20 protein-coding genes are annotated in these 23,658 nt (G+C 75.9%); 16 read left to right on the forward strand and 4 right to left on the reverse strand.

Going from position 1 to position 23,658, the window contains the following annotated elements; translation table 11 throughout:
- Positions 1 to 96: 96 nt before the first annotated feature.
- Both ACFVNO_RS19370 and ACFVNO_RS19375 read right to left on the reverse strand, forming a co-directional pair.
- A complete protein-coding gene (locus tag ACFVNO_RS19370) occupies positions 97 to 1,662 on the reverse strand; it encodes a DASS family sodium-coupled anion symporter (RefSeq protein WP_355259101.1) in 1,566 nt (521 codons plus the stop codon).
- A 221-nt stretch (positions 1,663 to 1,883) separates the two neighbouring features.
- On the reverse strand, positions 1,884 to 2,789 hold the full coding sequence (locus tag ACFVNO_RS19375; RefSeq protein ID WP_355259104.1) for a 2-dehydropantoate 2-reductase: 906 nt from the start codon (positions 2,787 to 2,789) through the stop codon (positions 1,884 to 1,886).
- Between the two features lie 408 nt (positions 2,790 to 3,197).
- Here ACFVNO_RS19375 and ACFVNO_RS19380 point away from each other — a divergent pair, with 408 nt between their 5' ends.
- The 16 genes from ACFVNO_RS19380 (at position 3,198) to ACFVNO_RS19455 (ending at position 20,473) form a co-directional block, all read left to right on the forward strand.
- The gene (locus ACFVNO_RS19380) at positions 3,198 to 3,506 is read left to right on the forward strand and encodes a hypothetical protein (RefSeq protein ID WP_220561694.1); all 309 of its coding nucleotides are present in this window, start codon (positions 3,198 to 3,200) and stop codon (positions 3,504 to 3,506) included.
- Between the two features lie 242 nt (positions 3,507 to 3,748).
- Positions 3,749 to 4,762: a Gfo/Idh/MocA family oxidoreductase gene (locus tag ACFVNO_RS19385; protein ID WP_378894311.1), complete on the forward strand. Its 1,014-nt coding sequence runs from the start codon at positions 3,749 to 3,751 to the stop codon at positions 4,760 to 4,762.
- Positions 4,746 to 5,624: a sugar phosphate isomerase/epimerase family protein gene (locus ACFVNO_RS19390; RefSeq protein ID WP_378894314.1), complete on the forward strand. Its 879-nt coding sequence runs from the start codon at positions 4,746 to 4,748 to the stop codon at positions 5,622 to 5,624. Before ACFVNO_RS19385 ends, ACFVNO_RS19390 begins: the two co-directional genes overlap by 17 nt.
- A complete protein-coding gene (locus ACFVNO_RS19395) occupies positions 5,621 to 6,901 on the forward strand; it encodes a M20/M25/M40 family metallo-hydrolase (RefSeq protein ID WP_355259115.1) in 1,281 nt (426 codons plus the stop codon). Before ACFVNO_RS19390 ends, ACFVNO_RS19395 begins: the two co-directional genes overlap by 4 nt.
- A complete protein-coding gene (locus ACFVNO_RS19400) occupies positions 6,898 to 8,037 on the forward strand; it encodes an Ldh family oxidoreductase (protein WP_220561690.1) in 1,140 nt (379 codons plus the stop codon). The genes ACFVNO_RS19395 and ACFVNO_RS19400 overlap by 4 nt, the downstream gene beginning before the upstream one ends.
- Positions 8,034 to 8,954, forward strand: a complete 921-nt coding sequence (locus ACFVNO_RS19405; protein WP_220561689.1) for a Gfo/Idh/MocA family protein — start codon at positions 8,034 to 8,036, stop codon at positions 8,952 to 8,954. Before ACFVNO_RS19400 ends, ACFVNO_RS19405 begins: the two co-directional genes overlap by 4 nt.
- Entirely contained in the window at positions 8,951 to 9,421 is a 471-nt protein-coding gene (locus ACFVNO_RS19410) for a DUF6917 domain-containing protein (protein WP_220561688.1), read from the forward strand. Before ACFVNO_RS19405 ends, ACFVNO_RS19410 begins: the two co-directional genes overlap by 4 nt.
- Positions 9,422 to 9,577: 156 nt before the next feature.
- Positions 9,578 to 10,108 (forward strand): EF-hand domain-containing protein, encoded by a 531-nt coding sequence (locus ACFVNO_RS19415; RefSeq protein WP_220561687.1) that lies wholly within the window; start codon positions 9,578 to 9,580, stop codon positions 10,106 to 10,108.
- Positions 10,109 to 10,193: 85 nt separating this feature from the next.
- Positions 10,194 to 11,399, forward strand: a complete 1,206-nt coding sequence (locus ACFVNO_RS19420; RefSeq protein ID WP_378894321.1) for a DegT/DnrJ/EryC1/StrS family aminotransferase — start codon at positions 10,194 to 10,196, stop codon at positions 11,397 to 11,399.
- Positions 11,396 to 12,544 carry a DegT/DnrJ/EryC1/StrS aminotransferase family protein gene (locus ACFVNO_RS19425; RefSeq protein WP_220561685.1) on the forward strand — a complete coding sequence of 383 codons (1,149 nt, stop codon included), beginning with the start codon at positions 11,396 to 11,398 and terminating at the stop codon, positions 12,542 to 12,544. The genes ACFVNO_RS19420 and ACFVNO_RS19425 overlap by 4 nt, the downstream gene beginning before the upstream one ends.
- A complete protein-coding gene (locus tag ACFVNO_RS19430; protein ID WP_220561684.1) occupies positions 12,541 to 13,524 on the forward strand; it encodes a UbiA family prenyltransferase in 984 nt (327 codons plus the stop codon). The genes ACFVNO_RS19425 and ACFVNO_RS19430 overlap by 4 nt, the downstream gene beginning before the upstream one ends.
- The gene (locus ACFVNO_RS19435) at positions 13,521 to 14,864 is read left to right on the forward strand and encodes a protoporphyrinogen/coproporphyrinogen oxidase (protein ID WP_378894325.1); all 1,344 of its coding nucleotides are present in this window, start codon (positions 13,521 to 13,523) and stop codon (positions 14,862 to 14,864) included. The genes ACFVNO_RS19430 and ACFVNO_RS19435 overlap by 4 nt, the downstream gene beginning before the upstream one ends.
- A complete protein-coding gene (locus tag ACFVNO_RS19440; RefSeq protein ID WP_378894328.1) occupies positions 14,861 to 16,477 on the forward strand; it encodes a class I adenylate-forming enzyme family protein in 1,617 nt (538 codons plus the stop codon). Before ACFVNO_RS19435 ends, ACFVNO_RS19440 begins: the two co-directional genes overlap by 4 nt.
- The gene (locus ACFVNO_RS19445) at positions 16,477 to 18,090 is read left to right on the forward strand and encodes a CoA transferase (RefSeq protein WP_378894331.1); all 1,614 of its coding nucleotides are present in this window, start codon (positions 16,477 to 16,479) and stop codon (positions 18,088 to 18,090) included. The genes ACFVNO_RS19440 and ACFVNO_RS19445 overlap by 1 nt, the downstream gene beginning before the upstream one ends.
- On the forward strand, positions 18,087 to 19,676 hold the full coding sequence (locus tag ACFVNO_RS19450) for a class I adenylate-forming enzyme family protein (protein WP_378894334.1): 1,590 nt from the start codon (positions 18,087 to 18,089) through the stop codon (positions 19,674 to 19,676). The genes ACFVNO_RS19445 and ACFVNO_RS19450 overlap by 4 nt, the downstream gene beginning before the upstream one ends.
- Positions 19,673 to 20,473 carry a methyltransferase domain-containing protein gene (locus ACFVNO_RS19455; RefSeq protein WP_355259137.1) on the forward strand — a complete coding sequence of 267 codons (801 nt, stop codon included), beginning with the start codon at positions 19,673 to 19,675 and terminating at the stop codon, positions 20,471 to 20,473. Before ACFVNO_RS19450 ends, ACFVNO_RS19455 begins: the two co-directional genes overlap by 4 nt.
- Here the strand turns inward: ACFVNO_RS19455 and pcaB are convergent.
- Positions 20,443 to 21,840, reverse strand: coding sequence for a 3-carboxy-cis,cis-muconate cycloisomerase (gene pcaB / locus ACFVNO_RS19460; RefSeq protein WP_378894337.1), 1,398 nt, complete (start codon positions 21,838 to 21,840; stop codon positions 20,443 to 20,445). The genes ACFVNO_RS19455 and pcaB overlap by 31 nt on opposite strands.
- On the reverse strand, positions 21,837 to 23,648 hold the full coding sequence (locus ACFVNO_RS19465) for an FAD/NAD(P)-binding protein (protein WP_378894340.1): 1,812 nt from the start codon (positions 23,646 to 23,648) through the stop codon (positions 21,837 to 21,839). Before ACFVNO_RS19465 ends, pcaB begins: the two co-directional genes overlap by 4 nt.
- Positions 23,649 to 23,658: the final 10 nt, after the last annotated feature.

Consider the following 23,658-nt stretch of genomic DNA (forward strand, 5'->3'; position numbering starts at 1 on the left):
CCGGGCGGCGGTACGCGCGCCCTTGGGGGGGCGCCCCCCGCGGGGGGGGGGGCGGGGGGGGCATCCGTCCGCCCCGGGCCGCCGACCGCGTAGGGACTACATGGTGATGCCGATGGCCCAGGAGAACAGGGCGTACATCGAGCCCAGGATGACGACCAGGGCGATGAGGTTCAGCCACAGGCCGCCCTTGATCATCTGGCCGATGCGGACGTGCCCCGTGCCGAACACGATCGCGTTGGGCGGGGTGGCCACCGGGAGCATGAACGCCATGGTGGCGGCCAGGGCCACGGGGACCACGAGGGTGAGGACGTCCATGTCCATGCCCATCGCCACGCCCCCCAGGATCGGCAGGAACGTCGCGGCGGTCGCGGTGTTGCTGGTGAGCTCGGTCAGGAACAGCACCAGAGCGGTCACCACCAGGATCAGCACCCACAGGGGGATCCCGGCCAGGACCGAGACCTGGCTTCCGATCCAGGCGCTCAGGCCGCTGGCGGTGAACTGCGCGGAGATGGCCAGGCCGCCGCCGAACAGCAGCAGCACGCCCCAGGGGAGCTGCACCGCGGTCGCCCAGTCGAGCAGGCGGGTGCCCTGCCGGTCGATCGGGACCAGGAAGAGGACGACGGCGACCGTCATCGCGATCCCGGCGTCGGAGATGCCGGCCAGCCACGGTAGGGCGCCGCCGACGCTCTCGCTGCGGGCCAGGATCGGGATGAAGATCCAGGACAGGGCGGCCAGCGCGAACACCAGGGAGACGCCCTTCTCGCCGCGGGACATGGGCCCCATCGCGGCGAGCTCGGAGCCGATCAGCTCCTGGGCGCCCTCGACCCTCTTGGCCTGGGGCGGGAACACCTTGATCAGCACGAACCAGGAGATCAGGAGGAAGACCGCGGCCAGCGGCACCCCGGCGAGCATCCACTGGCCGAAGCCGATGGTGATGTCGTGGGTGTCGGAGAGGTAGCCGACCATGAGCACGTTGGGCGGGGTGCCGATGATGGTGGCCACCGAGCCGATGGACGACGCGTAGGCGATGCCGAGCATGAGGGCGGTCGCGAAGTTGGCGTCGGTGCGCCCGTTGCGGAACTGGGTGAGGACGGTGACGACGGACAGGCCCACGGGCAGCATCATCACGGCGGTGGCGGTGTTGCTCACCCACATGGTGATGAACCCGGTGGCGATCATGAAGCCGCCGATCAGCCCCGCGCTGTTGGAGCCCACCTTGGAGACGATGGTCAGCGCGATCCGCTTGTGCAGGTTCCACTTCTGCATGGCCAGGGCCAGCATGAAGCCGCCCATGAACAGGAAGATGGTGTCGGAGCCGTAGGAGGAGGACACGCTCGCGATGGGCGTGCCGTCCAGCATCACGGGGAACAGCACCAGCGGCAGCAGCGAGGTGACCGGGATCGGGATGGCCTCGGTCGCCCACCAGATGGCGATGAACGCGGTGATCGCGGCGACGGTGCGGCCGTTGGCCGAGATGACGGCCTCGTCCTCGCCCTCGGCGAGCGGCAGCGGCATGTCCGGCATGAGCAGGTAGACGATCAGGCCGACGAGGGGGCCCGCGATGAGACCGATGACGCGGGAGCGGGTGAAGCGGCCCTCGGCGGACTCCTCCGGGGGCGACGCGGTGCGGTCGTCCGGTTTCTGCTCGTTGGGGGAGGTCATGTGTTCCTTCGCTGTGCGGGGTGTGCGGAGTGTGCGGGTGCGGGTCGGGGCAGGACCGGCGGCGTCCGTTCGTTACCGGCAGGTCACCGGCGGATTTCCCGCCCTTTCCGAAGGAGGGTGAGCACGTTCGGGACGATGTGTCCACTTCTCGCCGAAGAATTGAGGTTCTCCTGACATTAGGTGACGTTCCGCCCGGAGCCCCGGACCCAGGGTGACGTGGGTCACGGACCGGAACAGGTCGCCGCGGTCAGCGCCAGGATCAGCCGGTTCACCGGCACGTCGATGCCGTGGCGCTCGGCGGCGCGCACCACCGCCCCCGTCAGGGCGTCGTACTCCAGAGGCCGCCCGGCGATCCGGTCCTGGAGCATCGACGTGGTGGCACCCTCCGGCGCGTTCTCCAGCCAGGCCAGGACCTCCCGGGCGTGCGCGGCGGACAGCGCGGCGCCCTCGGCGCGGGCGACCCGGAGGGCCTCGTCCATGATGCGGCGGGCGACGGCGCCGACCCCCGGGTCCCGGAGCACGTCCGCCCGGCGGCCGGTCAGGGCGGTGAGCGGGTTGGCGGTGATGTTGGCCAGCAGCTTGGCCCAGGCCGCCGTCACGAAGTCCGCCTCCAGGCCGACGCGCATGCGTCCCGCCGTCAGCTCCGCCGCCAGCGCCCGGGCCGGGGCCTCGTCGGGCAGCACCAGGTCCCGGCGGCCGACGCGGCGCAGGGTCGCCCGGCCCGGCCCCGTGCGCTCCACGTTCAGGTAGACCACGGCGGGCACCACGTACGCGCCGCCGGTGTGGGGGGCGACGCGTTCGCGCTGTTCCACCCCGTTCTGGGCCACCAGCACCGTCGTCCCGGGGGCGGAGACGGCCCTGAGCCACGCGGCGGCCGCCTCGGTCTGGTGCGCCTTGACCGCCAGGACCGCGGTGTCGTACCCGGCGATGTCGCCGGGGGAGTCCGCCTGCGCCACCGGCCAGGACTCGGTGGACCCGTCCTCGGTCACCTCGATCCGCCCGAACCGGCGGCTCGCGCCGCACACCGTCACCGGGCGGCCCGCCCGCGCCAGCGCCGACGCCACCGACGTCCCGATCGCGCCGGCGCCGATGACGGCGACCGGTCGCCCCTGCCCGCGCGCGGCCATCCCCACCCCCCTGACGGCGCGGGGCCGCCCCGCGGGGGGCGTCCCCTTTTCGGCCCCGTGCGGGCACCCTAACCGGGCGTGTCCGCGCGGGGCCGCTCCGCGTGCCAGGGGCGGGCATGGAGGGGGCAAACACTCGCCCACCCGGCCCTGTCAGGGCGCCGGGCGACGGGGTGCGGACGGGCGGCGGTACCGGCGCGCCCGCCGCGCGCGCCGGCGTCCGCTTTTTGTTCGAATTCCGTCCGGCGAGGCTTATTCGGGTGTCCCGGGCGGACCGAAACCGCGTTCTTCGCCTTTTCTGTTGCGGGCACCACCGGGTTCGGAGATTATTGGCGCGGTGATCCTCCGTGTCATTGGTGCGCGAGGTGATCTTTTCCGTGAATCGCGTATGAAACGAGAAAGGATGGTGGAATGAGGGTTCTGTCCACCGCGCTCGCCCTTGCCCTGACGAGCGCGCTGGTGGGGGCGGTCCCCGCCCACGCGGCCACCGGCGAGGTCGTCGTCTTCACGACCGAGTTCGAGGACCTCGTGCGCTACCCGGACCCCGCGTCCGGGAGCTGCACCGTACTCCCGCCGACCGCCCACGTGCTGGTCAACCTCACCGACGCGGAGGTGAGCATGCACGCCGGGCGCGGCTGCTTCGGCCCCGGGGTGCCGGTGGCCCCGAACCGCGGCTGGCACGCCCCGCCCAGCGGGCTGTTCAGTTTCTCGGTCGCCTGATTTCCCCGGAGAAAACGGGCATTTCCTCTCCGATTTCTCTCGCCGTGTCATGATGCCCTTTATCAGAACATCCTCTCAGGTTGTGGAACCCCGTTCCCCGGGGTTTGGGGCCTGAGAACCCGTTCCATTCCTTGACGCTTTTCCTGGAATCGGTCCAGTCTGTGCTTCCGTTCGATCGGTTCCGCGCACCCTCGGGGGCCGCGGAACGACGGGGACCGCGAACGGAAAGGTGTCCTCCCTTCATGCTGCACACCCTCATCGTCGGCCTGGGGAGATCGGGACGGGGGCTGCACGCGCCGTCGCTCGCCAAAGCGCGGGCGGCGGCGCGCGGCCTCTTCGCCCCGGGACCGGTGATGGGCCACGACCCCCTCCAGCCGGGGGCCGAGGGGGTGACGGCGGTGCCCTCCCTGGAGGAGGCCGCGCGCCGCCTGCCGCCCCGGAGCACCGTGGTCCACCTCTGCACCCCGCCGCACCTGCGGGCCGAACCGCTGGAACGGCTCGCCCGCCTGGGATACCGCATGGTCGTCGTCGAGAAGCCGCTGGCCCTGGACCTGGCGGAACTGGCCGCGATCGCCCGGCTGCGCCGCCGCTGGGGCCTGCGCCTCACCGTCGCCACCCCGTGGACGGCCAGCGCGCTGAGCGCCCGCCTGCTCGCGGTCCACCGCTCCGGGGTGTTCGGGCGGCTGCGGACCCTCACGGTGCTCCAGCACAAGCCCCGCTTCACCCGGACCCTGGAGTCCTCCGGGCACCCCACCGCCTTCGACGTCGAGGTCCCGCACGCCCTCGCCGTCGCGGTCGCGCTCGCCGGCGACGCCGAGGTGGCCGCGGCGGAACTCGACGACATGGCCTTCGACGGGATCCGCCTGCCCGGCCTGGGGGCCGCCCGGATGGACCTGGTGCACCACACCGGGGTGCTCACCCGGATCGAGTCGGACCTGACCTCGCCGCTGCGGGAGCGCCGGATCGTGCTGGAGTTCGACGAGGCCGTCCTCACCGGCCACTACCCCTGCAGCGACGCCGACCACACCGCGCAGCTCACCGTGGCGGCCCACGGCCGCGGGCCCACCCGGTCGGTGTTCACCGACGACGCCCTGACCGCCTTCTGGCACCGCTGCTACGCCCGCTTCGCGCAGCCCGCCCGCGACCTGGGCGACCTGCCCGTGCACGTTGAGGCCGTCCGGCTGCTCGCCGAGGCCAAGGACCTGTGCTCGGCCCGCGCCGCCGAACAGGAGGTGGAGAGTGCCGTCGGAGCCTGAGACCCCCCGCCTCGCGGGCCTGGGCGACGAGGCCGCACCCGGCCTGGACGGCCAGCTGGCCGCCCTGGACGCGCTCGGCTGGGACCTGCTGGAGGTGCGCACCCTGGACGGGGTCCCGATCGCCGCCGTGCCCGAACGGGACGTGGCACGGGCCGCCGAGCGGATCCGCGGCGCCGGGGCCGGGGTGGTCGCCGTCGCCGCCAAGATCGGCGACTGGTCCCGCCCCGCCACCGGCGACTTCGCCCTCGACCTGGCCGAACTCGACGCGCTGGCCCGCCGCTGCGCCCTCCTGGGCACACGCACCGTGCGGATCATGTCCTATCCCTCCGGCGGGCTGACCGAATCCGAGTGGGGCCGGGTCGCCCGCGCCCGCGTGCGCGAACTCGCGTCGCGGGCCCGGGACGCCGGCCTGCTGCTGGTCCACGAGAACTGCGCGGGTTGGGCGGGCGAGGACGCCGAACGCGCCCTGGACCTGCTCGCCCACGCCGACAGCCCCGCGCTGCGCCTGCTGTTCGACACCGGCAACGGGGTCGCCCACGGCTACGACGCCCCCGCCATGCTGTGCGCACTGGCCCCCCACGTGGCCCACGTCCACATCAAGGACGCGGTCCGCACCCCCGGCGGCGACACCGCCTACGTCCCGCCCGGCGAGGGCGAGGCCGGGGTGCGGGAGTGCCTGGGGATCCTGGCCGACCACGGGTACCGCGGCGCCCTGTCCATCGAGCCCCACCTGCACCTGCGCCCCCACCTGCTCGCCGACGGCGCCGACCCCGGCCGGGGCGACCCGGCCGCGTTCGTGGAGTACGGGCGGCGGCTGGAGGACCTCGTGCGCCGGTCCTGGAACACGGAGGGAGCCCGGTGACCCTCACCGAGGACGACATCGCCCTGCTGCTGCGGCTGCTGGAGACGCCCACCGCCGGGCCTCTGGAGGTCGGCCGCGACGGCCCGCGCCCCCGGCTGCACCAGGCCCAGCGTGACTACGCCCGGGCCGCCGCGCCCACGGGCTTCCGCACCGTGCACCACGCCCCGGCCGACCCCGCGGACCTGGACCGGCCCGGGGTGCCCGCCGCGGTGCGCGAGGCCGCCGCCGACCCCGGGTTCCTCCGGTGCCAGCCCAGCCTGGTGCTGCGCCTGGGACCCGACACCGTGCCCCGCGAGCGCACCGTCATGTTCAACGTGCACCTGGACACCGTCGCGGGCGGGCCGCCGGCCTCCCGCGACGGCGGCCTCGTCCGGGGCCGGGGCGCCGTCGACGCCAAGGGCCCGGCGGTGGCGCTGCTGGCCGGGGTGCGCGCCGCCCGCGAGCGCTCGCCCCGGCTGGGCCGCGACACGGCCGTGCTGATCCAGGCCGTCGCGGGCGAGGAGGGCGGCGCCATGGGGGTGCTGGGCACCCGGCCGCTGGTCGACCGCGGCCACACCGGCCGCCTCAACGTGTTCTGCGAGCCCACCTCCGGCCGGTTCCTCACCCGCTCCACCGCGTCCATGACCGCCCGGGTGTCGGTGCGCGGCGAGGACGCGATCGACGACCGCCCCCACACCGGGCACAACGCCTCGGTCCTGCTGGGGTTCCTCGCCCACCGGATGGGCCGGTCCCTGGACGGGCACGCCCGCACCGGGGCCGTGTGCGTGGCGGGCCTGCACACCGGCACCCTGCACAACCGGGTGTACGGCAGCGGCGACCTGCTGTTCAACCTCTCCTACGCCGACGCCGGGGCGGGCCGGACCCTGGAGCGGGAGGTGGCCGGCGCGTTCGACACCGCGCTGGAGGAGTTCACCGCCTCCTTCGCCGACACCGCCCTGTTCGCCCGCACCGCCGCCGACGCCCGCGGCCTCACCCGCCTGGACTGGCCCAAACGGGGCCTGCCCGTCCTGGACGACCGCGACGCCTGGGGCCACGACCTGCTGCTCCGGGCCGGGGTCCCGCGGTGGCCGGCGGACGAGCCGGCCTTCACCTGCGACGCCATCTGGATGGCCGGGGTCCCCGACGCCTGCACGGTCGTGCTGGGCCCGGGCGACCTGGCCGCCGACGGGGCGCACGGCGACGACGAGCGCGTGCGCCTGTCCGACCTCGACGGGTTCGCCGACACGGTGGCCCGCCTGCTGACCGCCTTCACCGACGCAACGGACGGAGACCAGTGACCACCCTTTCCCCCGAACCGCCGGGGTCCGCCCCGGAGCGGACCGCGGTCCTGACCGACCACGACTCACTGCTGGCCTTCCTCACCGGGGTCTTCGCCCACCGGGGGCTGCCCCCGCACCGGGCGGCCGCCTCGGCGCGCGCCCTGTGCCACGGCGACCTGACCGGGATGGACTCCCACGGCACCGCCAACCTCACCCGCCTCTACCTGCCCCTGCTCGACGAGGGTCGGGCCGACCCCCGCGCCGAACCCCGGATCGTCACCGACCTGGGGGCCGCCGTGCTGGTCGACGCCCGCCGCGCCCTCGGGCTGTGGGCCGCCACCGAGGCCATGGACCTGGCCGCGGACCGCGCGGAGGCCGGCGGGATCGGGATGGTGGCCGTCCGCGGCGCCACCCACCTGGGCTGCGCCGGGTACCACGCGCTGCGCGCGGCCGAACGCGGCATGGTCGGCCTGGTCGCCAGCAACTGCGGCGGACAGCGCATCGCCCGGCCGCCGGGCGGCGCCGCGGCCCTGCTGGGCACCAACCCGCTCAGCGCCGCCGCCCCCGCCGGCGACCACCCGCCCTTCCTGCTGGACATGAGCACCACCGCCGCGCCCACCGGGCGCATCCGCCAGGCCGCCCGGGAGGGGCGGCCGGTGCCCGAGGGGCTGCTGTGCGACGACCGCGGCGGCCCGGTCACCGACCCGGCCGAGTTCGACGCGGGGCGCGCGCACCTGATGTGGCTCGGCGGAGAGCCGGGCCGGTACAAGGGCTTCGGCCTGGGGCTGCTGGTCGAGGTGCTGTCCGCCCTGGTCTCCGGCTCCGGGCGCGGCCCCGCCCCGCAGGCCCTGGCCGGCGACGGGAGCCCCGCCGGGCGCGACGACGACATCGGGTACCTGATGCTGGCCGTGGCCCCCGACGCGCTGCGCGGGGGCGTGCGCGAGGACGCCGAGGAGTTGTTCGGGACGGTGCTGGGCTGCCCGCCCGTCGATCCCGCGGACCCGGTGCGCTACCCCGGCTGGCACGAGTACCACCGGGCCCGGCGGTGCAGGGAGCACGGTGTGCCGCTGGCCGCCGGGCTGTACCGCGAACTGGCCGACGTGGCGGAGCGGACCGGCCTGGCCGCCCCCGCGATCCTGGAGGAGGGGCGATGAGGGCGCTGCGCGTGGCGGTGGTGGGCCTGGGGGTGATCTCCCGGTTCCACCTGAAGGCACTGGCGGACTCCCCGGACTGGGACCTGGTCGCGGTCTGCGACCTGGCCCCGGCCCGGATCGCGGCCCCGCCGCCCGGAGCGGCCGGGTACACCGACCACGTCCGGATGCTGGAGCGCGAACGGCCCGACGCGGTCGTGGTCACCGCGCCCAACGACGCGCACGCGCGGATCTGCGCGGACGCGATCGCCGCCGGAGCGGCGGTGTGCGCGGAGAAGCCCCTGGCACTGGACGTGGCTGAGGGGGAGATGCTGGCAGCCCTGGCCCGGGAGCGCGGGACGGTGCTGTTCACGGCCTTCCACCGCCGGTACAACTCCGAGTTCGCGGCGCTGCGGGAGCGGATCGCCGGGCACGCCGTGGAGGAGGTGACCGTGCGCTACCTAGAGCGGATCGAGGAGCACGCGGGGGACGACACCTGGTACCTGGACCCGGCCCGGTGCGGCGGCGGATGCGTGGCCGACAACGGGCCCAACGCCTTCGACCTGGTGGAGACCCTGCTGGGCCGGGCCGAGGTGACCGCGGCCCGGGTGGAGCACGACGGGGCGGGCGTGGACCGCCGGGCGGACATCGCCCTGGCGGCCGGGGCCGCGCGGGCCCGGGTGCTGCTGGACTGGTCCCATCCGGGGGAGCGCAAGGACGTGGAGGTGCGCACCGCGGACGGGCGGGTGCTGACGGCCGACCTGCTGGCCGGGCGCCCCGCCTTCAAGGAGTCGCTGTGGCACGAGTACGAGGGCGTCGCGGCCGACTTCGCCGCCCGGATCCGCGCCGGACGGGCCGGCGACGGGGCCGGGGTGTCCGCGCTGCGCCTGGTCGCCGAGGCCTACCGCGCGGCGGCCCGGGAAGAGGGGGTGGTCCGGTGAACCCGCACGAGGACGGGGCCAAACGGGAGGTGGCCGCGGCCCTGGTCAAGGTGCTGGTGCACCGCAGGACCGACCGGGGCATGCGGCTGGAGCCGTTCGCGAGCCGCTGTGTGCGCGCGGGCGAGGTCCACGAGCTGGTCGCCACCGACCACACCGGGACCGCCGAGGGGACGCGGATCGACCGCGTGGGCTTCCTCGGCTTCGCCGAGATCACCGCGGCCGGCGTCGTGGACCGGGGCGACGAGGTGTGGATCGGCCCGCGCCGGGTGGGCGTGGTCCTGGGCTTCGACGCCTGCCACACGCCCAACCACTACAACGTGCTGATCCACGCCGACCCGGTGCCCACCGGCCGGGACCTGGAGCTGCTCCCGGAGGAGCGCGTGGTCTTCCGGCAGGGGAGCGCGGAGGCGGTGGCCGACCTCTTCCCGGGATCATTTGCAGAAAATACCGAAGAATGTCCGATATAAAGTTTCCGCAGTTTTGACGATCTCTTGCCCGAGGGTTTTTCCGGGGGTCGGGTCGGGGTAATATGTAAAAGGGATCGGGCCCCTGGTGGAAAGCCCGCGGTATTCCCCCTTCGGAAATACCCTTTCCTTTTCATTTTCTTTTCTCAAGGAGAATTCATGAGCGTCGCCGTCAAGGCCAGCAGCCGCCTCGAAGAGCGCTTCAACCTCTGGGACCACAACGGCAACGGCGTGATCGAGCGCTCGGACTTCGAGCAGGAGATCCAGAACATCCTCGACCGCTTCGGCGCCGACGCCTCGGGTCCGGGCGCGGCCGGCCTGCGGGCCGCCTACCTCGGCCTGTTCGACCGGCTGGCGCGGTCCGCCGGCACCGAGCAGCTCGACAAGGAGGCCTTCCTCCAGGCCGCCCAGAGCGAGATCGTCAGCCGCGGCAACGCCGGCTTCGCCGAGGTCCTCCAGCCCACCATCCAGGCCATCATGGGCATCGCCGACACCGACGGCGACGGCGAGATCAGCCCGGTGGAGCTGGAGCGGTGGTTCGAGGCCATCGGCCTGTCCGCCGACCAGGCCCGGGAGGCGTTCCAGCAGATCGACACCGACGGCGACGGCACCCTCAGCGTCGGCGAGCTGGTCGCCGCCGTGCGCGACTACCACCTCGGCAAGAACGACATCCCGCTCCTGGGCGTCTGACCCGCCTTCGGGAACCGAACCCCTTTTCCCGGCCCGGCCGCACACGGGTGCGGCCGGGCCTCCGCGTCCCCCTGGAACGGAGCACATGAAGTCGACACTCGCCTCCCCGGCCTCCACGGAAAGGAGCGGGGAGAATTCCGGCGTACCCTTCTTCGACCAGTCGGAGGCGTTCCGAAGAATATGGCCCGAGATCCGGGGCCACTGCTCCCGCGTCCTGGACGACGGGAAATTCTCGCACGGCTCCATGGTCGCCGAGTTCGAGCGCGCCCTGGAGCGGTACACCGGTGCCCGGCACGCCGTCGGCGTCAACTCCGGCACCGACGCGCTCGTCCTGCTGCTGCGCGCCGCCGGACTGCGCCCGGGCGACGAGGTGATCGTCCCGGCCCACACCTTCGTCGCCACGGCCACCGCCGTCGTGCACGCCGGCGGCGTCCCCGTCTTCGCCGACATCGAGGAGCACGGGTACGGCATCGACCCCGACGCCGTGGCGGCCGCCGTCACCGACCGCACCCGCATGGTCATGCCCGTCCACCTCTTCGACCGCCTCGCCGACATGGCGGGCGTGCGCCGCGTCGCCGACGCCCACGGCCTCACCGTGGTGGAGGACAGCGCCGAGGCCATCGGCATGCGCTCCGGCGGGACGCACGCCGGACTGCTCGGCACCGGGGGAGTGCTCTCCTTCTTCCCCGCCAAGACCCTGGGCGCGGTCGGTGACGCCGGAGCGCTGCTCACCGACGACGACGCCGTCGCCGAGACCGCGCGGATGCTGCGCCACCACGGCCGGTCCGGGCGCACCCTGGCCGCGTTCCCCGGCATCTCCAACCCGACCGTCGTCACCGGCGGCAACAGCAAGATGGACGACCTCCAGGCCGCCGTCCTGCTGGCCAAGCTCGCCCACCTGGACGCCGACATCGAACGCCGCGCCGTGCTGTCGCGCCGCTACGACGACCGGCTGCGCGGCCTGCCCGGCGTGCGCGCCGTCCCCGGCGACCTCCCCGTCCGGCCCGGCGAGAACCGGGTGGTCTACGTCCACCTCGTCCAGGTCGACGACCGCGACGGCCTCGCCGCCCGCCTGGCCGCGGCCGGGATCGGCACCGAGGTCTACTACCCGCGCCCCTTGCACCTGCAGCCCTGCTTCGCGCACCTGGGGTACCGGCCCGGCGATCTGCCCCGGGCCGAGGAGCTCTGCCGCACGGCCCTGGCCCTCCCGCTCTACCCCGACCTGGCCGAGGAGGCCGTCGACCGGGTCTGCGACGAGATCGAACGCCACTACTCCGGGAGGTCCCGATGACCGTGGCCGCCGAACGGACCGCCGTGCCGTTCTTCGCCCCCGACCTGTTCGAGGCCGACCGCGAGGTGCTGCTGGAGGCGCTGTACGAGGTCGGCACCGACCCGGAGCAGAAGTTCATCCTGGGCCGGCGCACCGCCCGCTTCGAGGACGCGCTGCGCGCCCGCCTGGGCTCCGCCGACGCGGTGGCCTGCTCCAGCGGCACCTCCGCGCTCACCCTGGTCCTGGCCGCCATGGGCGTCGGCCCGGGCGACGAGGTGATCGTCCCCGCCTTCGGCTGCGCCCCCCTGGCGAGCACCGTCCTGGCGGTCGGCGCGGTCCCCGTCTTCGCCGACATCGACCCGGCCACCCTGACCATGGACCCCGAACGCGCCGAGGAGCTGGTCACCGGACGGACCCGCGCCCTGATGCCCGCGCACATGTTCTCCGTCATGGCCGACATGCCGCGCCTGCGCGACCTGGCGGCCCGGACCGGGCTGCGGCTCGTGGAGGACTCCGCGCTCGCCCAGGGCGGCGTGCTCCGCGGCAGGCCCGCCGGACGGTGGGGCGACGCCGGCGTGTACTCCTTCGTCCAGGTCAAGGTCTTCGGGATGCCCGGCGAGGGCGGAGTGGTCCTCACCGACGACGCGGCCCTGGCCGGACGGGTGCGGATGCTGCGCAACCACGGCCAGGACGGCCGCAACCGCTTCCTGCACCACCACGTCGGCCACAACAGCCGCTTCGACGAGGTCATGGCGGCCTTCCAGCTGCACCGCCTGGCGGGGCTGGAGGAGCGCGTCGCCCGCCGCACCGCCATCTGCGACCACTACTCGGCGGCCTTCGCCGACCTCGCCGAGGCCGGGGTGGTCGCGCCCCCGGTGGGCGGGGACGGCCGCTTCCCCTACGTCTACACGCTGCTGTGCGAGGACCGGGACGGGCTGCGCGACCACCTGGCCGCGGCCGGGGTGGACGCCCACGTCTACTACCCGCGGACCCTGCCCGAGCAGCCCGCCTTCGCCCCCCACGCCCGGCCCGGCGGGGACTGGCCCCGCGCCCGGGAGGCGGCGCGCCGCAACATCTCCCTGCCCCTGTACCCGCACCTGGCCGACGCGGCCGTCGAGCACGTGGTCTCCGCGGTCCGCGCGTTCGCCCTCGGGAGGAAAGCATGACCGACCACCTGACCGCGCCGCCCGCACCGGTGCCCGCGGCGCCGGCCCCCCGGCCCGCCCTGGGCACCTACGCCCGGCTGGCCAAGCTCGACATCGTCGACTACTACATCGGCCTGCCGCTGGTGTTCGCGATGACCCTGCCGCTGCTGGGCCCGCGCGCCGACACCCTCGGGTTCCTGCTGCTGGTGCTGCTCGCCGAGGTGGCCGTGGTGGCCGCCATGGTCGCCTTCGACGACGTCACCGGCTACCGGGACGGCTCCGACGCCGCCAACTACGGCTCGGACGCCGCCCGCCGCCGCCTGGCCCGCAAACCCCTGGTCGCCGGGACCCTCACCGAGGCGCAGGCGCTGCGCTTCGGACGGATCGCGACCGTCGTGAGCGTCGTCCTGTGGACGGCGGTGGTGGCGCTGGCCCCGCACCGGCCGCTGTGGGCCGTGATCGGCGCCGCGCTGTGCCTGGTCGCGTCGGTCCAGTACTCCTGGGGCCTCAAGCTCAGCTACCGGGGCTTCCAGGAGCTCTTCCTGGCCGGCCTGGGCGTGGGCTGGATCCTGGTCCCCTACGGCCTGCTCGTCGGCCACGTCGACGGGTTCGTCATCGTGCAGGCGCTGGTCTTCGGCGGCGGCCCGATGATCTTCGGCCTGTACTCCAACACCAACGACGCCGACGGCGACCGGGCGGCCGGGCGCATCACCGTCGCCGCCAGGGTCACCCCGCGCACCAACGCGGTGTTCATCATCGCGGTCACCGCGCTGGAGACGCTGCTGGTCACCGGATCGCACCTGCTCGGCATCGCGCCCTGGTGGTTCCCCACCGTGCTGCTGCCGGTCATCGCGCTGCGGGTCGCCCAGCTCTACACCGGGTTCGTCACCGGGGACATCCTGCGCGCCCGGCGCATGGCCATCCACACCCACCGGGCCACGGTCGTGCTCCTGCTCGCCGCCAACCTGGCCGCGGCCCTGCTGCCGGGCGCGCCGTGGTGACCGCCGTCGACGTGGCCGTCGTGGGCGCCGGACCCGCCGGGCTGGCCACCGCCCACCTGCTGGCCGCCGCCGGGCACACCGTGCGGGTGCTGGAGTCCGTCCACGCCGTGGGCGGGCGGATGCGCACCCTGCGCACCGACGGCCACCTCATCGACACCGGCGCGGAGATGATCCCGTCGGCCGACGCCTACCCGGCGACCTGGCGGCTCATCCGGGCCACCGGCCTGGACGCCGACCCCGAGGCGGTACCCCTGGTCCGCGACGCCCTGTCGGTGTGGTGGAAGGGCCGGGCCCGCCGCCATGCCGGACGCCCCCTGGGGCTGCTCACCGGCATGGGGCTGTCCCCGCGGGCCCGCCTGGACCTGGTGCGGCTGCAACTGCGCCTGGGCCGGGCGGGACTGGACCCGGAGCACCCCGAACGGGGCGGCCTGGACGAGGCGACCGTCGCCGACCTGCTCCGCCACCGCCACCCGCAGCTGGGCGAGCGCCTGCTGGGCCCGCTGGCCGCCGGGTTCTTCGGCTGGCCTCCGGAGGCGGCCGCCGCCGGTCCCTTCGCCGCCCACCTCGCCGCCTCCGGCAGCACCGCGACCTGGCGCACCTACCGCGACGGGATGGACACCCTGGCCCGCGCCCTGGCCGCCGGACTCGACGTACGCACCGACCACCCCGTCACCGGGGTGGTCCCCGGGCCGGGCGGCGTGCTCGTGGACTCGCCCGCGGGCGCGTTCACGGCCCGGGCCGCCGTCCTGGCGGTGCCCGCGCCCGAGGCGGCCCGCCTGCACCCGGCCGCGCCCCCGGCCGAGCGCGACTACCTGCGGGCCTGCGAGTACGCGCCGATGCTGCGGATGACCGCGCTGCTGGACGCGCCGCTGGCCCCGCGCGGGGCGCGCCGGGGCTTCGCGCTGCTGGTGCCCGACGACCCCCTGCTGGGGGTGGTCACCATGGACCACGCCAAGCACCCCGGCCGGGTGCCCCGCGGCCGCGGCCTGATCTCCCTGGTCACCCGCCCCGAGGCGACCGGCGCGCTGATGGACGCCCCCGACGAGGACGTGGACCGCGCACTGCTGGCCCGGGCCGAGCACATCCTCCCCGGGGTGGACGCGCACGTGCGGGGCACGGTCGTGCACCGGTTCCCGCACGGGCTCCCGCTGCCGCGCCCCGCGGCGCTGGCCGCGCGCCCCGCGTTCACGGCGCGGCCCCTGTCCGCCGTCGACTACGCCGGGGACTGGACCTCGCTGCGCCCGTGCAGCGAGGGCGCGGTGGCCTCCGCGTTCACGGCCGCCGAACGCGCGGCGGCCTACCTCGCCCAGACCCGCGAACCGACCCCGATCGAGGCATGAGAGGCATGATGCTCACGAGCAAACCCATCCACCTGGGCACCCTCTTCGACGACCTGGCCCGGCGCGGCTCCACCACCGCGATCCGGCTGAGCAGGCCCCTGGACACCGCCCCCGAGGCGGGCGTGGAACTCGACGTCCCCAGCGCCGCCGCCCTGGTCCGGCGGTTCGCCGGCTGGTTCGCCGAGGCCGGGGTGCGCCCCGGAGACCGGGTGGCCATCGCCAAGCGCAACCACTGGGACTACGTGCTGCTGTCGTGCGCCGCCGCGCGCCTGGGCGCCGTCCCGGCGTCGCTGTCGGCCCACCTGGCGCCGGAGACCCTCGACACCCTGCTGCGGAGGCTGGGGCCGGCCCTGCTGGTCACCGATGCCGACCTGCTCCACACCGCCCGCTCCGCGGGCCGCGACATCAGCGGCCGCGCCACCCGCACCCTGGTCGTGGACGGGGCGCGGCAGGGGGAGCTGTCCCCGGCCGACCTGCACGGCGCCGCCGCCCCGCCGCCGCGCCGCCCGCACCTGGACGCGCCGCTGGCGATCATGCACACCTCCGGGACCACCGGCACCCCCAAACTGGTCGTGCACACCACCCGCACCATCATGCGCAGGCTGGCCGGGTTCGAGTCGCACCGGTGGCCGGTCCTGGGCAGCCGCCGCGACGACACCGTCACCTCCTCCTACTCCTACGCCCACGGCCGGGCGCTGGCCTGGACGGCGGGCGTGCTGTGGCTGTTCCCCGAGGCGCTCTCGGTGATCGCCGACCCCGACTGGGAGCAGGCCGCTCCCGCGCTGCGCCGGCACCGCCCCACCACCCTGGAGGTCCAGCCCGCCACCCTGGCGCGCTGGCAGCGGCACCTGGGCCGGGAGGGGGACCTGTTCGCACGGGTGCGGCTGTTCGTCAGCACCTTCGACGCCGTCCACCCCTCCACCGTCCGGGCGTTCCTCGGCGCCAGCGAACGCCGGGCCCCGGTGTGGATGCAGGGCTGGGGGCAGAGCGAGACCGGTCCGCTGACCTTCCGGTTCTTCACCCGGCGGTCCCTGGCGGAGCGCCAGGGGGCCGACCCCACCACCCGCGACCTGGGGCGCCCCATCCCGGGCCGGACCCGGCTCCGAGTCGTGGACCAGAAGACCCTCCGCCCCCTGCCGACGGGGGAGACCGGCCTGATCTACTGCCGCACCGACGCCCTGTGCACGGGCTACGTCGGCGAGGAGGGGCGCTGGCGCAGCAAGCTCATCGGCCAGTGGTGGAACACCGGGGACATCGGCTCCATCGACCGCACCGGAGCGGTCCGGCTGGTGGACCGGGAGGTCGACTCCCTCACCGAGGGCGGCTGCCTGGAGATCGAGGACGTCGTCGACGAGCGGCTGCCCCAGGTGCTGGAGTGCGTCGTCCTGGGGGTGCCCGACGGGCCGCCCGTCCCGGTCGTGGCCGTGCGGGACGGCGCCCTGGACGTCGGGGCCTGGAAGGAGGCCGTGGCGGACCTGCCGGAGATGGCCGAGCCGGTGGTCGTGGACTGGGAGGACCTGCCCCGCACCGGCACCGGCAAGGTCCGGCGCGGGACGCTGCGCGAGCGCCTGGGCCTGCCCCGCACCGCCGCGGGCACGGGGAAGTGGACGTGATGACCGCCGCGACGGTCGCCGCCGCCGCGCCCCTTGCGGGGACCGCGGTACGGGCGGCGGGCGACACCCTGCCGGTGCGGATCGCGGCGGCCCGCCTGCGGGCGCTGGGGTGCGCCGTCGACACGGGCGGGGCGTGGGAGGGCGCCGGGCGGATCGACCTGCCGGGCACCGGCGGCGCCGGATGCGACATCGGCTGGTCGGCCGGCGGCGCGGACCCGGCCGACGAGCGCGACGTGCAGGCCGCCTGCGGCCTGGCCCACCTGCACGGGCTGGCCCGGGGCGGGCCGCGCTTCCTGCCGGTGGACTACGCGTCGGTGTGCGCCGGGGTGCTGGCCGCCCAGGCGGTCGCGGCGGTGCTCCTGGCCCGGGAGAGGGGCGGCCCCGCCCTGCGGGCCTCGGTTTCGGTGTCCGGGGCGGCCCTGCTCGCGGTCGCCCCCTACGCCGCCGAGGCCACCGCGGACCCGGACGGCGCGCCCGTCCCCGTGCCGGGGGAGCCGCCGCCGTTCCGCTCCGCCGACGGGGTCCGCTTCGAGATCGAGACCCTCGACCCGGAGGCCTGGCTGCGGTTCTGGGAGCTGCTGGGCGCGCCCCGGGAGGCGATCGCCGCCGGGTGGGCGCCGTTCCAGCGCCGCTTCGCCACCGCCGTGTGCCCGCTGCCCGCCGTCCTGTCCGCCGTCCTGGAGGCGCTGCCGTTCGCCGCGGCCGCCGAGGCGGCCCGGGCGTGCGGGGTGGGCGCGGTGCCCCTGCGGACGCCCGAGGAGGCGGCGGAGGAGGAGCCGCCCTCGCCCTGGCGGCTGCGCGGCACCGGCCCGGCCGGGGCGCTGCCGCCGTTCACCGAACCGGGAACCCTGTCCGGGCTGCGGGTGGTGGAGGCCACCAACCGCGTCCAGGGCCCGCTGGCCGGACTGCTGCTCACCCTGCTGGGCGCCGACACCGTGCGCGTCGAACCGCCCGGCGGGGACCCCATGCGCGGAGTCCCGCCGCTGGCCGGCGGGCTCTCGGCCCGCTTCGCCGCGTTCAACCGGGGCAAGGGCGCCGTCGAGTGCGACCTCAAGACCGGGCAGGGGCGCCGTGCCGCCGCGGACCTGGCGGCCGCCGGGGACGTGTTCCTCTACAACTGGCCGCCGGGCCGGGCCGAGCGGTTCGGCCTGGCCGCCGACGACCTGGCCGCCCGCGCCCCCGGCCTGGTGCACGTCCACGCCGACGGGTGGGCCGGCCGGGACCCCGCGCCGGACACCCCGGCCACGGACTTCCTGGTCCAGGCCCACGGCGGGATCGCCCACCTGCTGGCCGACGGCGGCGAACCCGCGCCGTCCCTGGTCACGCTCACCGACGTGCTCGGCGGGCTGCTCGCCGCCGAGGCCGCCCTGGCCGGGCTGCTGCTGCGCGCCCGCGCGGGCACCGGTGCCACCGCCCGCACCGCCCTGGCCGACGCCGCCCGGTTGCTGTGCACCGCCGGGCGGGGCGCAGCCCACCGCCCCCGCCCCGGCACGCCGGCGGCCGCCGACCCGGCCGCCGCGGCCGAGGCCTTCCCCGAGGCGTTCACCCGCGTCCACGGAACCGCCCTGCCCCGGGCCCCGTGGACCTTCACCGAAGCGGAGGACCACCGATGACCTGGACGTCCGCGGCGGGCCTGGTGCTCACCGACCTCGTTCCGGCGCAGCTGCGGGAACGCTGGGTGCGGGAGGGGCTCTGCCCGGGGCGGGACCTCTACTCCCTGTTCCTGGACCGGGTCCGGGAGGACCCGGCCCGCGAGGCGGTGGTGGACGGGCACGGCACCCTGGACCGGGCCGGGCTGGCGGCGCGGGTCGGCCGGGCCGCCGCGCTGCTGCGCGCCCGCGGCTGCGGTGAACGCGACGTCATCGGCGTCCTACTCCCCGACGGCCGGGACGCGCTCGCCGTCGAGCTCGCCGCCGCCGCGCTGGGCGCCGTCTCCCTGCCGGTCCCGCACGGCCGCTCCGCCGCCGACGTGGCCTGCCTGCTGGCCCGCTCCCGGGCCGCCCTCGTGGTGACCGACCGGGACGACACCGGGGACGCGCCCGTCCTGCGCCCGGACCCCGGGGCCCTGGACGGCGGCGGCCCGCCGCCCGCCGCGGCCGTCCCCGACCCGGAGTCGCCCGCCCGCATCCTCGTCTCCTCGGGCTCGGAGGGCGAGCCGAGCATGGTCGCCTACAGCCACAACGCGATGGCCGGGGGCCGGGGCGCCTACGCCCGGGCGGTCCTGGGCGGGGGCCCCGTCCGCCCGCTGATCGCGGTCCCGCTGGCCTCCTCCTTCGGGTCGCTGGGCCTGGTCTCCCTGGTCGCGCTCGGCGCGACGCTGGTCCTGCCCGGCCCGTTCGACCCGGTGCGGGTGCTGCGCGCGATCGAGCGCCACCGCCCCACCCACCTGGTCGGCGTCCCCACCATGCTGCGGCGCACCGCCCTGGCCGAACAGGACGCCGACACCTCCTCGCTGCGCGCGCTCGTGGCCAGCGGCGCGCCCCTGCACCGCGAGGTCCGCGACCTGTGCGTGCGGCGCTTCGGCCGGCCCGTGGTCAACGTGTACGGGTCCACCGACGGGGTCAACTGCCACACCGCGCACGACCCCGCCGCGTGGGAGCCGGGGGTGGCCGGGCGCCCCGACCCCGCCGTCTGCGAGATCCGGGTGTGCGACCCCCGGGGCGGGCCGCTGCCCGCCGGCGGGACGGGGGAGATCCTCGCCCGCGGGCCGATGACGCCCCTGTGCCACGTGGCCGCACCCGACCTCGACGCCCGCCGGCGCGCCCCGGGCGGGTGGGTGCGCACCGGGGACCTGGGGCGGATCGACGCCGACGGGACCCTGCGGGTGGTGGACCGGCTGCGCCGCACCGTCATCCGGGGCGGCGTGACCCTCCACCCCGCCGAGGTGGAGCGCGCCCTGGCCGCCCACCCCGCCCTGGCCGAGGCCCAGTGCGTGCCCGTGCCCGACCCCGACCTGGGCGAGCGCGTGTGCGCCTGTGTCTGCCCGCTGCCCGGGGTGGACCCGCCCACCCCCCGCGAACTGCTCTCCCACCTGCGCGAAGGGCACGGCGTGGACGTGCGCGCCCTGCCCGAGCACGTGGTCTTCCTGCCCGCGCTACCGCTCGGCCCCACCGGCAAGGTGTGCACCGCCACCCTGACCCGGATGGCCGCCGAGGCGGTCCGCGACCGACCGACCGTACTCTCTGGAGGCCCCCGATGAACGGCACCGCCACGGCGCCCGGCTACGTCTTCGACAACCACAACGAGAACGCGCCCGACCAGCACCGCTTCCTGGCCGCCGCCTACGACCCGCTGACCACCCGCAGACTGGCGCAGACCGGCGTCGGCCCCGGCTGGCGCTGCCTGGAGGTGGGCGCCGGCGGCGGCAGCGTCGCCCACTGGCTGGCCGACCGGGTCGCCCCGGGCGGCTCGGTCACCGCCACCGACGTCAAGCCCGAGCACATCGCCCCCGCCGAGGGGCTGGAGGTGCTGCGGCACGACGTCGTCCGGGACCCGCTGCCCGAGGGGGCCTTCGACCTCGTCCACTCCCGCCTGGTCCTGCTCCACCTGCCCGAACGCGTCAAGGTCCTGGACAGGCTGGTGCGCGCCCTCAAGCCCGGCGGCGTGCTCCAGCTGGACGAGTTCGACATCACCTACGGCCCGTCCCTGCTCATGCCCGACGAGGGCGCCCGGGACCTGTACGAGCGGTTCCTGGACGCGAAGATCCGGCTGATGGCCCGGGCCGGCGCCGACCCCGCCTGGGGCCGCAACGCCGCGGTGGCGATGCGCCGTGCCGGACTGGTGGAGGTGGACCCGCAGCCGCACCTGGAGCTGTGGACCGCCGAGTCCCCCGGCGTGCACCTCATCTCCCACCACACCCGCCACCTGCGGGACGCGTTCGTGCGGGAGGGGATGACCGACGGGGAGCTGGCCCGGGTGCGGGACCTGCTGGCCGATCCGTCGTTCCGGGCCTGCTCCTGCGCGGTCTACTCCGTGCAGGGCCGCAAACCGCTCTGACCCGCCGCCCGGGGCGGGGCGCCCAGTGCCCGGTCGACGAGGTGCCCGGCCGCCCCGGTGTAGGCGGCCGGGTCGAGCAGGCCGGCGACCCGTTCCGGGTCCAGGGACCCGGAGACCTCCCGGGCGAGCAGGCCGGCCAGGGGCGTGCCCTCGGCGGCGGCCCGCGCCGCCAGCCCGCCCAGGAGCTCCTTGGCGGCCGCCTTCCCGAGCCCGGGGGCCAGGGCCGCGGCGACGCGCTCGGTCACCACCGCGCCGCCGGTCATGTCCAGGTTGGCCCGCATCCGGTCGGCGTGCACCACCAGTCCCGCGGTGAGCTCGGCGGCGGTGTGGGCGGCCCCGCCGGTGAGCCGAAGGCAGTCGCGCAGGGGTCCCCACTCGGCGTGCCAGGCGCCCGCCGAGCGCTCGTCCTCCGCCGACACGCACAGGTGCAGGACCGACGCCAGCGCCGGGACCCGCAGGGCCGCGGAACGGATCAGGGTGGCCAGCACGGGGTTGCGCTTGTGCGGCATCGCCGAGGAGGCGCCCCGCCCGGCCACCGCCGGCTCGCCGACCTCGCCGATCTCCGTCCTGACCAGGACCTGCACGTCCGCCGCGATCTTGCCCAGCGCGGCGCAGGCGAACGACAGCGCCGACGCCAGGTCGGCGACGGGGGTGCGCAGCGCGTGCCAGGGCAGCACCGGCACGTCCAGGCCGGTCTCCCGGGCGTACTCGGCCGTGAGCCGGTCGGCGTACCCGCCCGGGTCCTGACCGGGAGCGTACTCCAGGTACCCCGCCAGGGTCCCGGCCGCGCCGCCCAGCGAGACCGGGGTGCGTACCGACCGCAGCCGTTCGGCGGCGTCCATGGCCAGCAGCCGCCATCCGGCCGCCTTGAGCCCGAACGTGGTGGGGACCGCGTGCAGGGCCAGCGTGCGGCCCGCCATCGGGGTGTCCCGGTGTTCGCGGGCCAGGCGGGCCAGGGAGTCCGCGGTGCGCTCCAGGTCGGCCAGGATCAGTGCCGAGGCCCGGGAGCAGACCAGCATCGCCGCGGTGTCGAAGACGTCCTGGCTGGTCGAGCCCCGGTGCACGTACTCGGCCGCCGTGGAGTCGCGGGCCCCCACCTCCGCGGTGAGCGCGCCCACCACGGCGATCACCGGGTTGGCGCTCTCCCGGGAGGCCAGCGCGATCCTCCGGACGTCGAAGGCGGCGGAGCGGGCCGTGTCGGTGATGACCCGCGCCGCCTCCGCGGGCACCGTGCCCAGGCGGGCCTGGGCGCGGGCCAGGGCGGCCTCGGCCTCCAGCAATGCGCGCAGCCACGCCGGGTCGTCCACCGCCGCCTCGACGGGGGTGCCCGCGTACACGGGGGAGAGCAGGCCGCTGTCGGGGCTCATGGTGCCGCCTTCCGGGTTCCGGGTACGAGGTCCAGGGCCGCGCGGGCGATCGCGTCCGCGTCGGCCAGGGTCACCGAGTCCGCGCCCGGCCTCACCCCGACCGCCGTCGCCCAGTGCACGCCCTCGGTGGGGACGCCGAAGGCGAACCGGCGCGGGTGGGCCCTTCCCCTGGCGTCGACCAGGCGCTGCGGACGTGCGGTGACGTCCAGCCCGCCGGTCACGTGCGCGGGCCCCGCCGGGTCCGGGACCCGGTGGGGCGCGCAGGCGCCGGTCGCCAGCAGGTGGCGCAGCAGGGGGTCGGCGGTGCGGCGCAGGTCGGGCTCGGGCAGCCGCGCCTCGATGAGGACCCGGGCGGTGACGCGCTCCCCGAGCGCGGAACCGGCGGCGAACACCCCGCCGTCCACGGCCACGCGCATCCCCGGGCCCAGGACGTCGAGGACACCGGCCTCGATGAGGGCGGTCATCTCCTCCACCCGGGAGAGCGGCGGGCCGATCGACAGGTGGGCGTTCAAAGGTGTGAACCACCCGTAGAGGTCGTCCCGGTGCGATCCGCCGGTCAGCCCACGGTGCTCGACGGCGGAGCGGATCTCGTTGCGCAGGTCGCGCAGCACGTCCAGGGCGGCCTTGACGGGGTCCTCGACGTTGCCGCCGCGCGCGGTGCGCACGTCCCGGCGCAGGTGCTCCAGCAGCCGGGCGCGGTGGTCGGTCCGGCCGGTCCGGGCCGGAAGGGACGGGCCCGCCCAGCTCCAGCGGCCGGTGATCCCCGCCCCGGTCAACAGGTCCTCCCGCCGGCGGCGGGAGGACGCGGCCGCGTAGGCGTCGGCGAAGGACGCGCCGTCCCGGCCGCGGCGCGTGAGCAGCGCGCCGTAGTGGACGGCCTCGACCTCCCGGGTGATGAGCGGCCACAGGTCGGTGCGCAGGTGCAGCGGACCCCGGGCGTTCTCGCGCAGGCCCCGCAGGCGTTCGGCGGTCAGCACCCGGGGGAGGTGGCGGCCGGAGGGGCCCTTCTGGTCGCGTCCCCGGGCCCGGTGGGGGACACCGCGGCGCGAACCGGCGACCAGGCGGGGCTCGGTGCCGGAGGGGCGGTAGACCAGGCGCCCCCCGCTGCGCTCGTAGACCCCTCCGCGGCCCTCGGTGAGCAGGGACATGTAGTCGAAGAAGGCCAGCCCCAGACCGCGCAGCAGGACGGTCTCACCGGGGGCGATGCCCGACAGGTCCGCGTCGGCGGGGTTGGCGGGCGGGATGCGCAGCAGTCCCGGGGCCTCCTCCTCCGCCGCGGGCGCCGTGTCCACGTGCCCCTGGCACAGCACGACCGCGTCCAGTCCGGTGAGCCTGTGGCCGTCGGCGAACGTCAGGGCCTGTGGTCCGGTGTCCCCGTCCAGGGCGACCGCGCGGGCCCGGTGGACGCGTACGCGCACGTGGCCGGGGGCGCGGGCGACCACCCGGGCGAAGACGTCGGCGAGGTAGCGCCCGTACAGGGCCCGCGTCGGATAGGCGTCGGCCGCCGGGGCGTCCCCCCGGCCGCGGGCCCAGTCGTACAGGGAGGGGCCGGGCTCCACCGGCCCGGCCATGGTGACGGCGTCGTCGGTGTAGGCGGTGACCTGCGCGGACACGGTGTTCATCAGCAGGTGCGGTGACTGGTCGGTGCGCCAGACCCGGCCCGCTCCGGGCGGGAACGGGTCGACGGCGTGCACGGTCACGGTGCGGGACCCGGGCAGGCGGCGGGCGTTGGCGAGCAGGCGCTCCAGGACCGCCAGCCCGCGCGGACCCAGCCCCACGATCGCGAGGGAGGTCCGGTCGTCGGTCACGGTGCTCCCC

The sequence above is a fragment of the Nocardiopsis sp. NPDC057823 genome (genome assembly GCF_042797335.1).
Taxonomy (GTDB): Bacteria; Actinomycetota; Actinomycetes; order Streptosporangiales; family Streptosporangiaceae; genus Nocardiopsis; species Nocardiopsis changdeensis.

Coding starts and splice junctions, on each gene's coding strand:
- ACFVNO_RS19455 (WP_355259137.1), top strand. CDS start 19,673: ATGAACGGCACCGCCACGGCGCCCGGCTACGTCTTCGACAACCACAAC.
- ACFVNO_RS19375 (WP_355259104.1), bottom strand. CDS start 2,789: ATGGCCGCGCGCGGGCAGGGGCGACCGGTCGCCGTCATCGGCGCCGGC.
- ACFVNO_RS19370 (WP_355259101.1), bottom strand. CDS start 1,662: ATGACCTCCCCCAACGAGCAGAAACCGGACGACCGCACCGCGTCGCCC.
- ACFVNO_RS19450 (WP_378894334.1), top strand. CDS start 18,087: ATGACCTGGACGTCCGCGGCGGGCCTGGTGCTCACCGACCTCGTTCCG.
- ACFVNO_RS19430 (WP_220561684.1), top strand. CDS start 12,541: ATGACCGACCACCTGACCGCGCCGCCCGCACCGGTGCCCGCGGCGCCG.
- ACFVNO_RS19385 (WP_378894311.1), top strand. CDS start 3,749: ATGCTGCACACCCTCATCGTCGGCCTGGGGAGATCGGGACGGGGGCTG.
- pcaB (WP_378894337.1), bottom strand. CDS start 21,840: ATGAGCCCCGACAGCGGCCTGCTCTCCCCCGTGTACGCGGGCACCCCC.
- ACFVNO_RS19380 (WP_220561694.1), top strand. CDS start 3,198: ATGAGGGTTCTGTCCACCGCGCTCGCCCTTGCCCTGACGAGCGCGCTG.
- ACFVNO_RS19445 (WP_378894331.1), top strand. CDS start 16,477: ATGACCGCCGCGACGGTCGCCGCCGCCGCGCCCCTTGCGGGGACCGCG.
- ACFVNO_RS19420 (WP_378894321.1), top strand. CDS start 10,194: ATGAAGTCGACACTCGCCTCCCCGGCCTCCACGGAAAGGAGCGGGGAG.
- ACFVNO_RS19425 (WP_220561685.1), top strand. CDS start 11,396: ATGACCGTGGCCGCCGAACGGACCGCCGTGCCGTTCTTCGCCCCCGAC.
- ACFVNO_RS19405 (WP_220561689.1), top strand. CDS start 8,034: ATGAGGGCGCTGCGCGTGGCGGTGGTGGGCCTGGGGGTGATCTCCCGG.
- ACFVNO_RS19415 (WP_220561687.1), top strand. CDS start 9,578: ATGAGCGTCGCCGTCAAGGCCAGCAGCCGCCTCGAAGAGCGCTTCAAC.
- ACFVNO_RS19440 (WP_378894328.1), top strand. CDS start 14,861: ATGAGAGGCATGATGCTCACGAGCAAACCCATCCACCTGGGCACCCTC.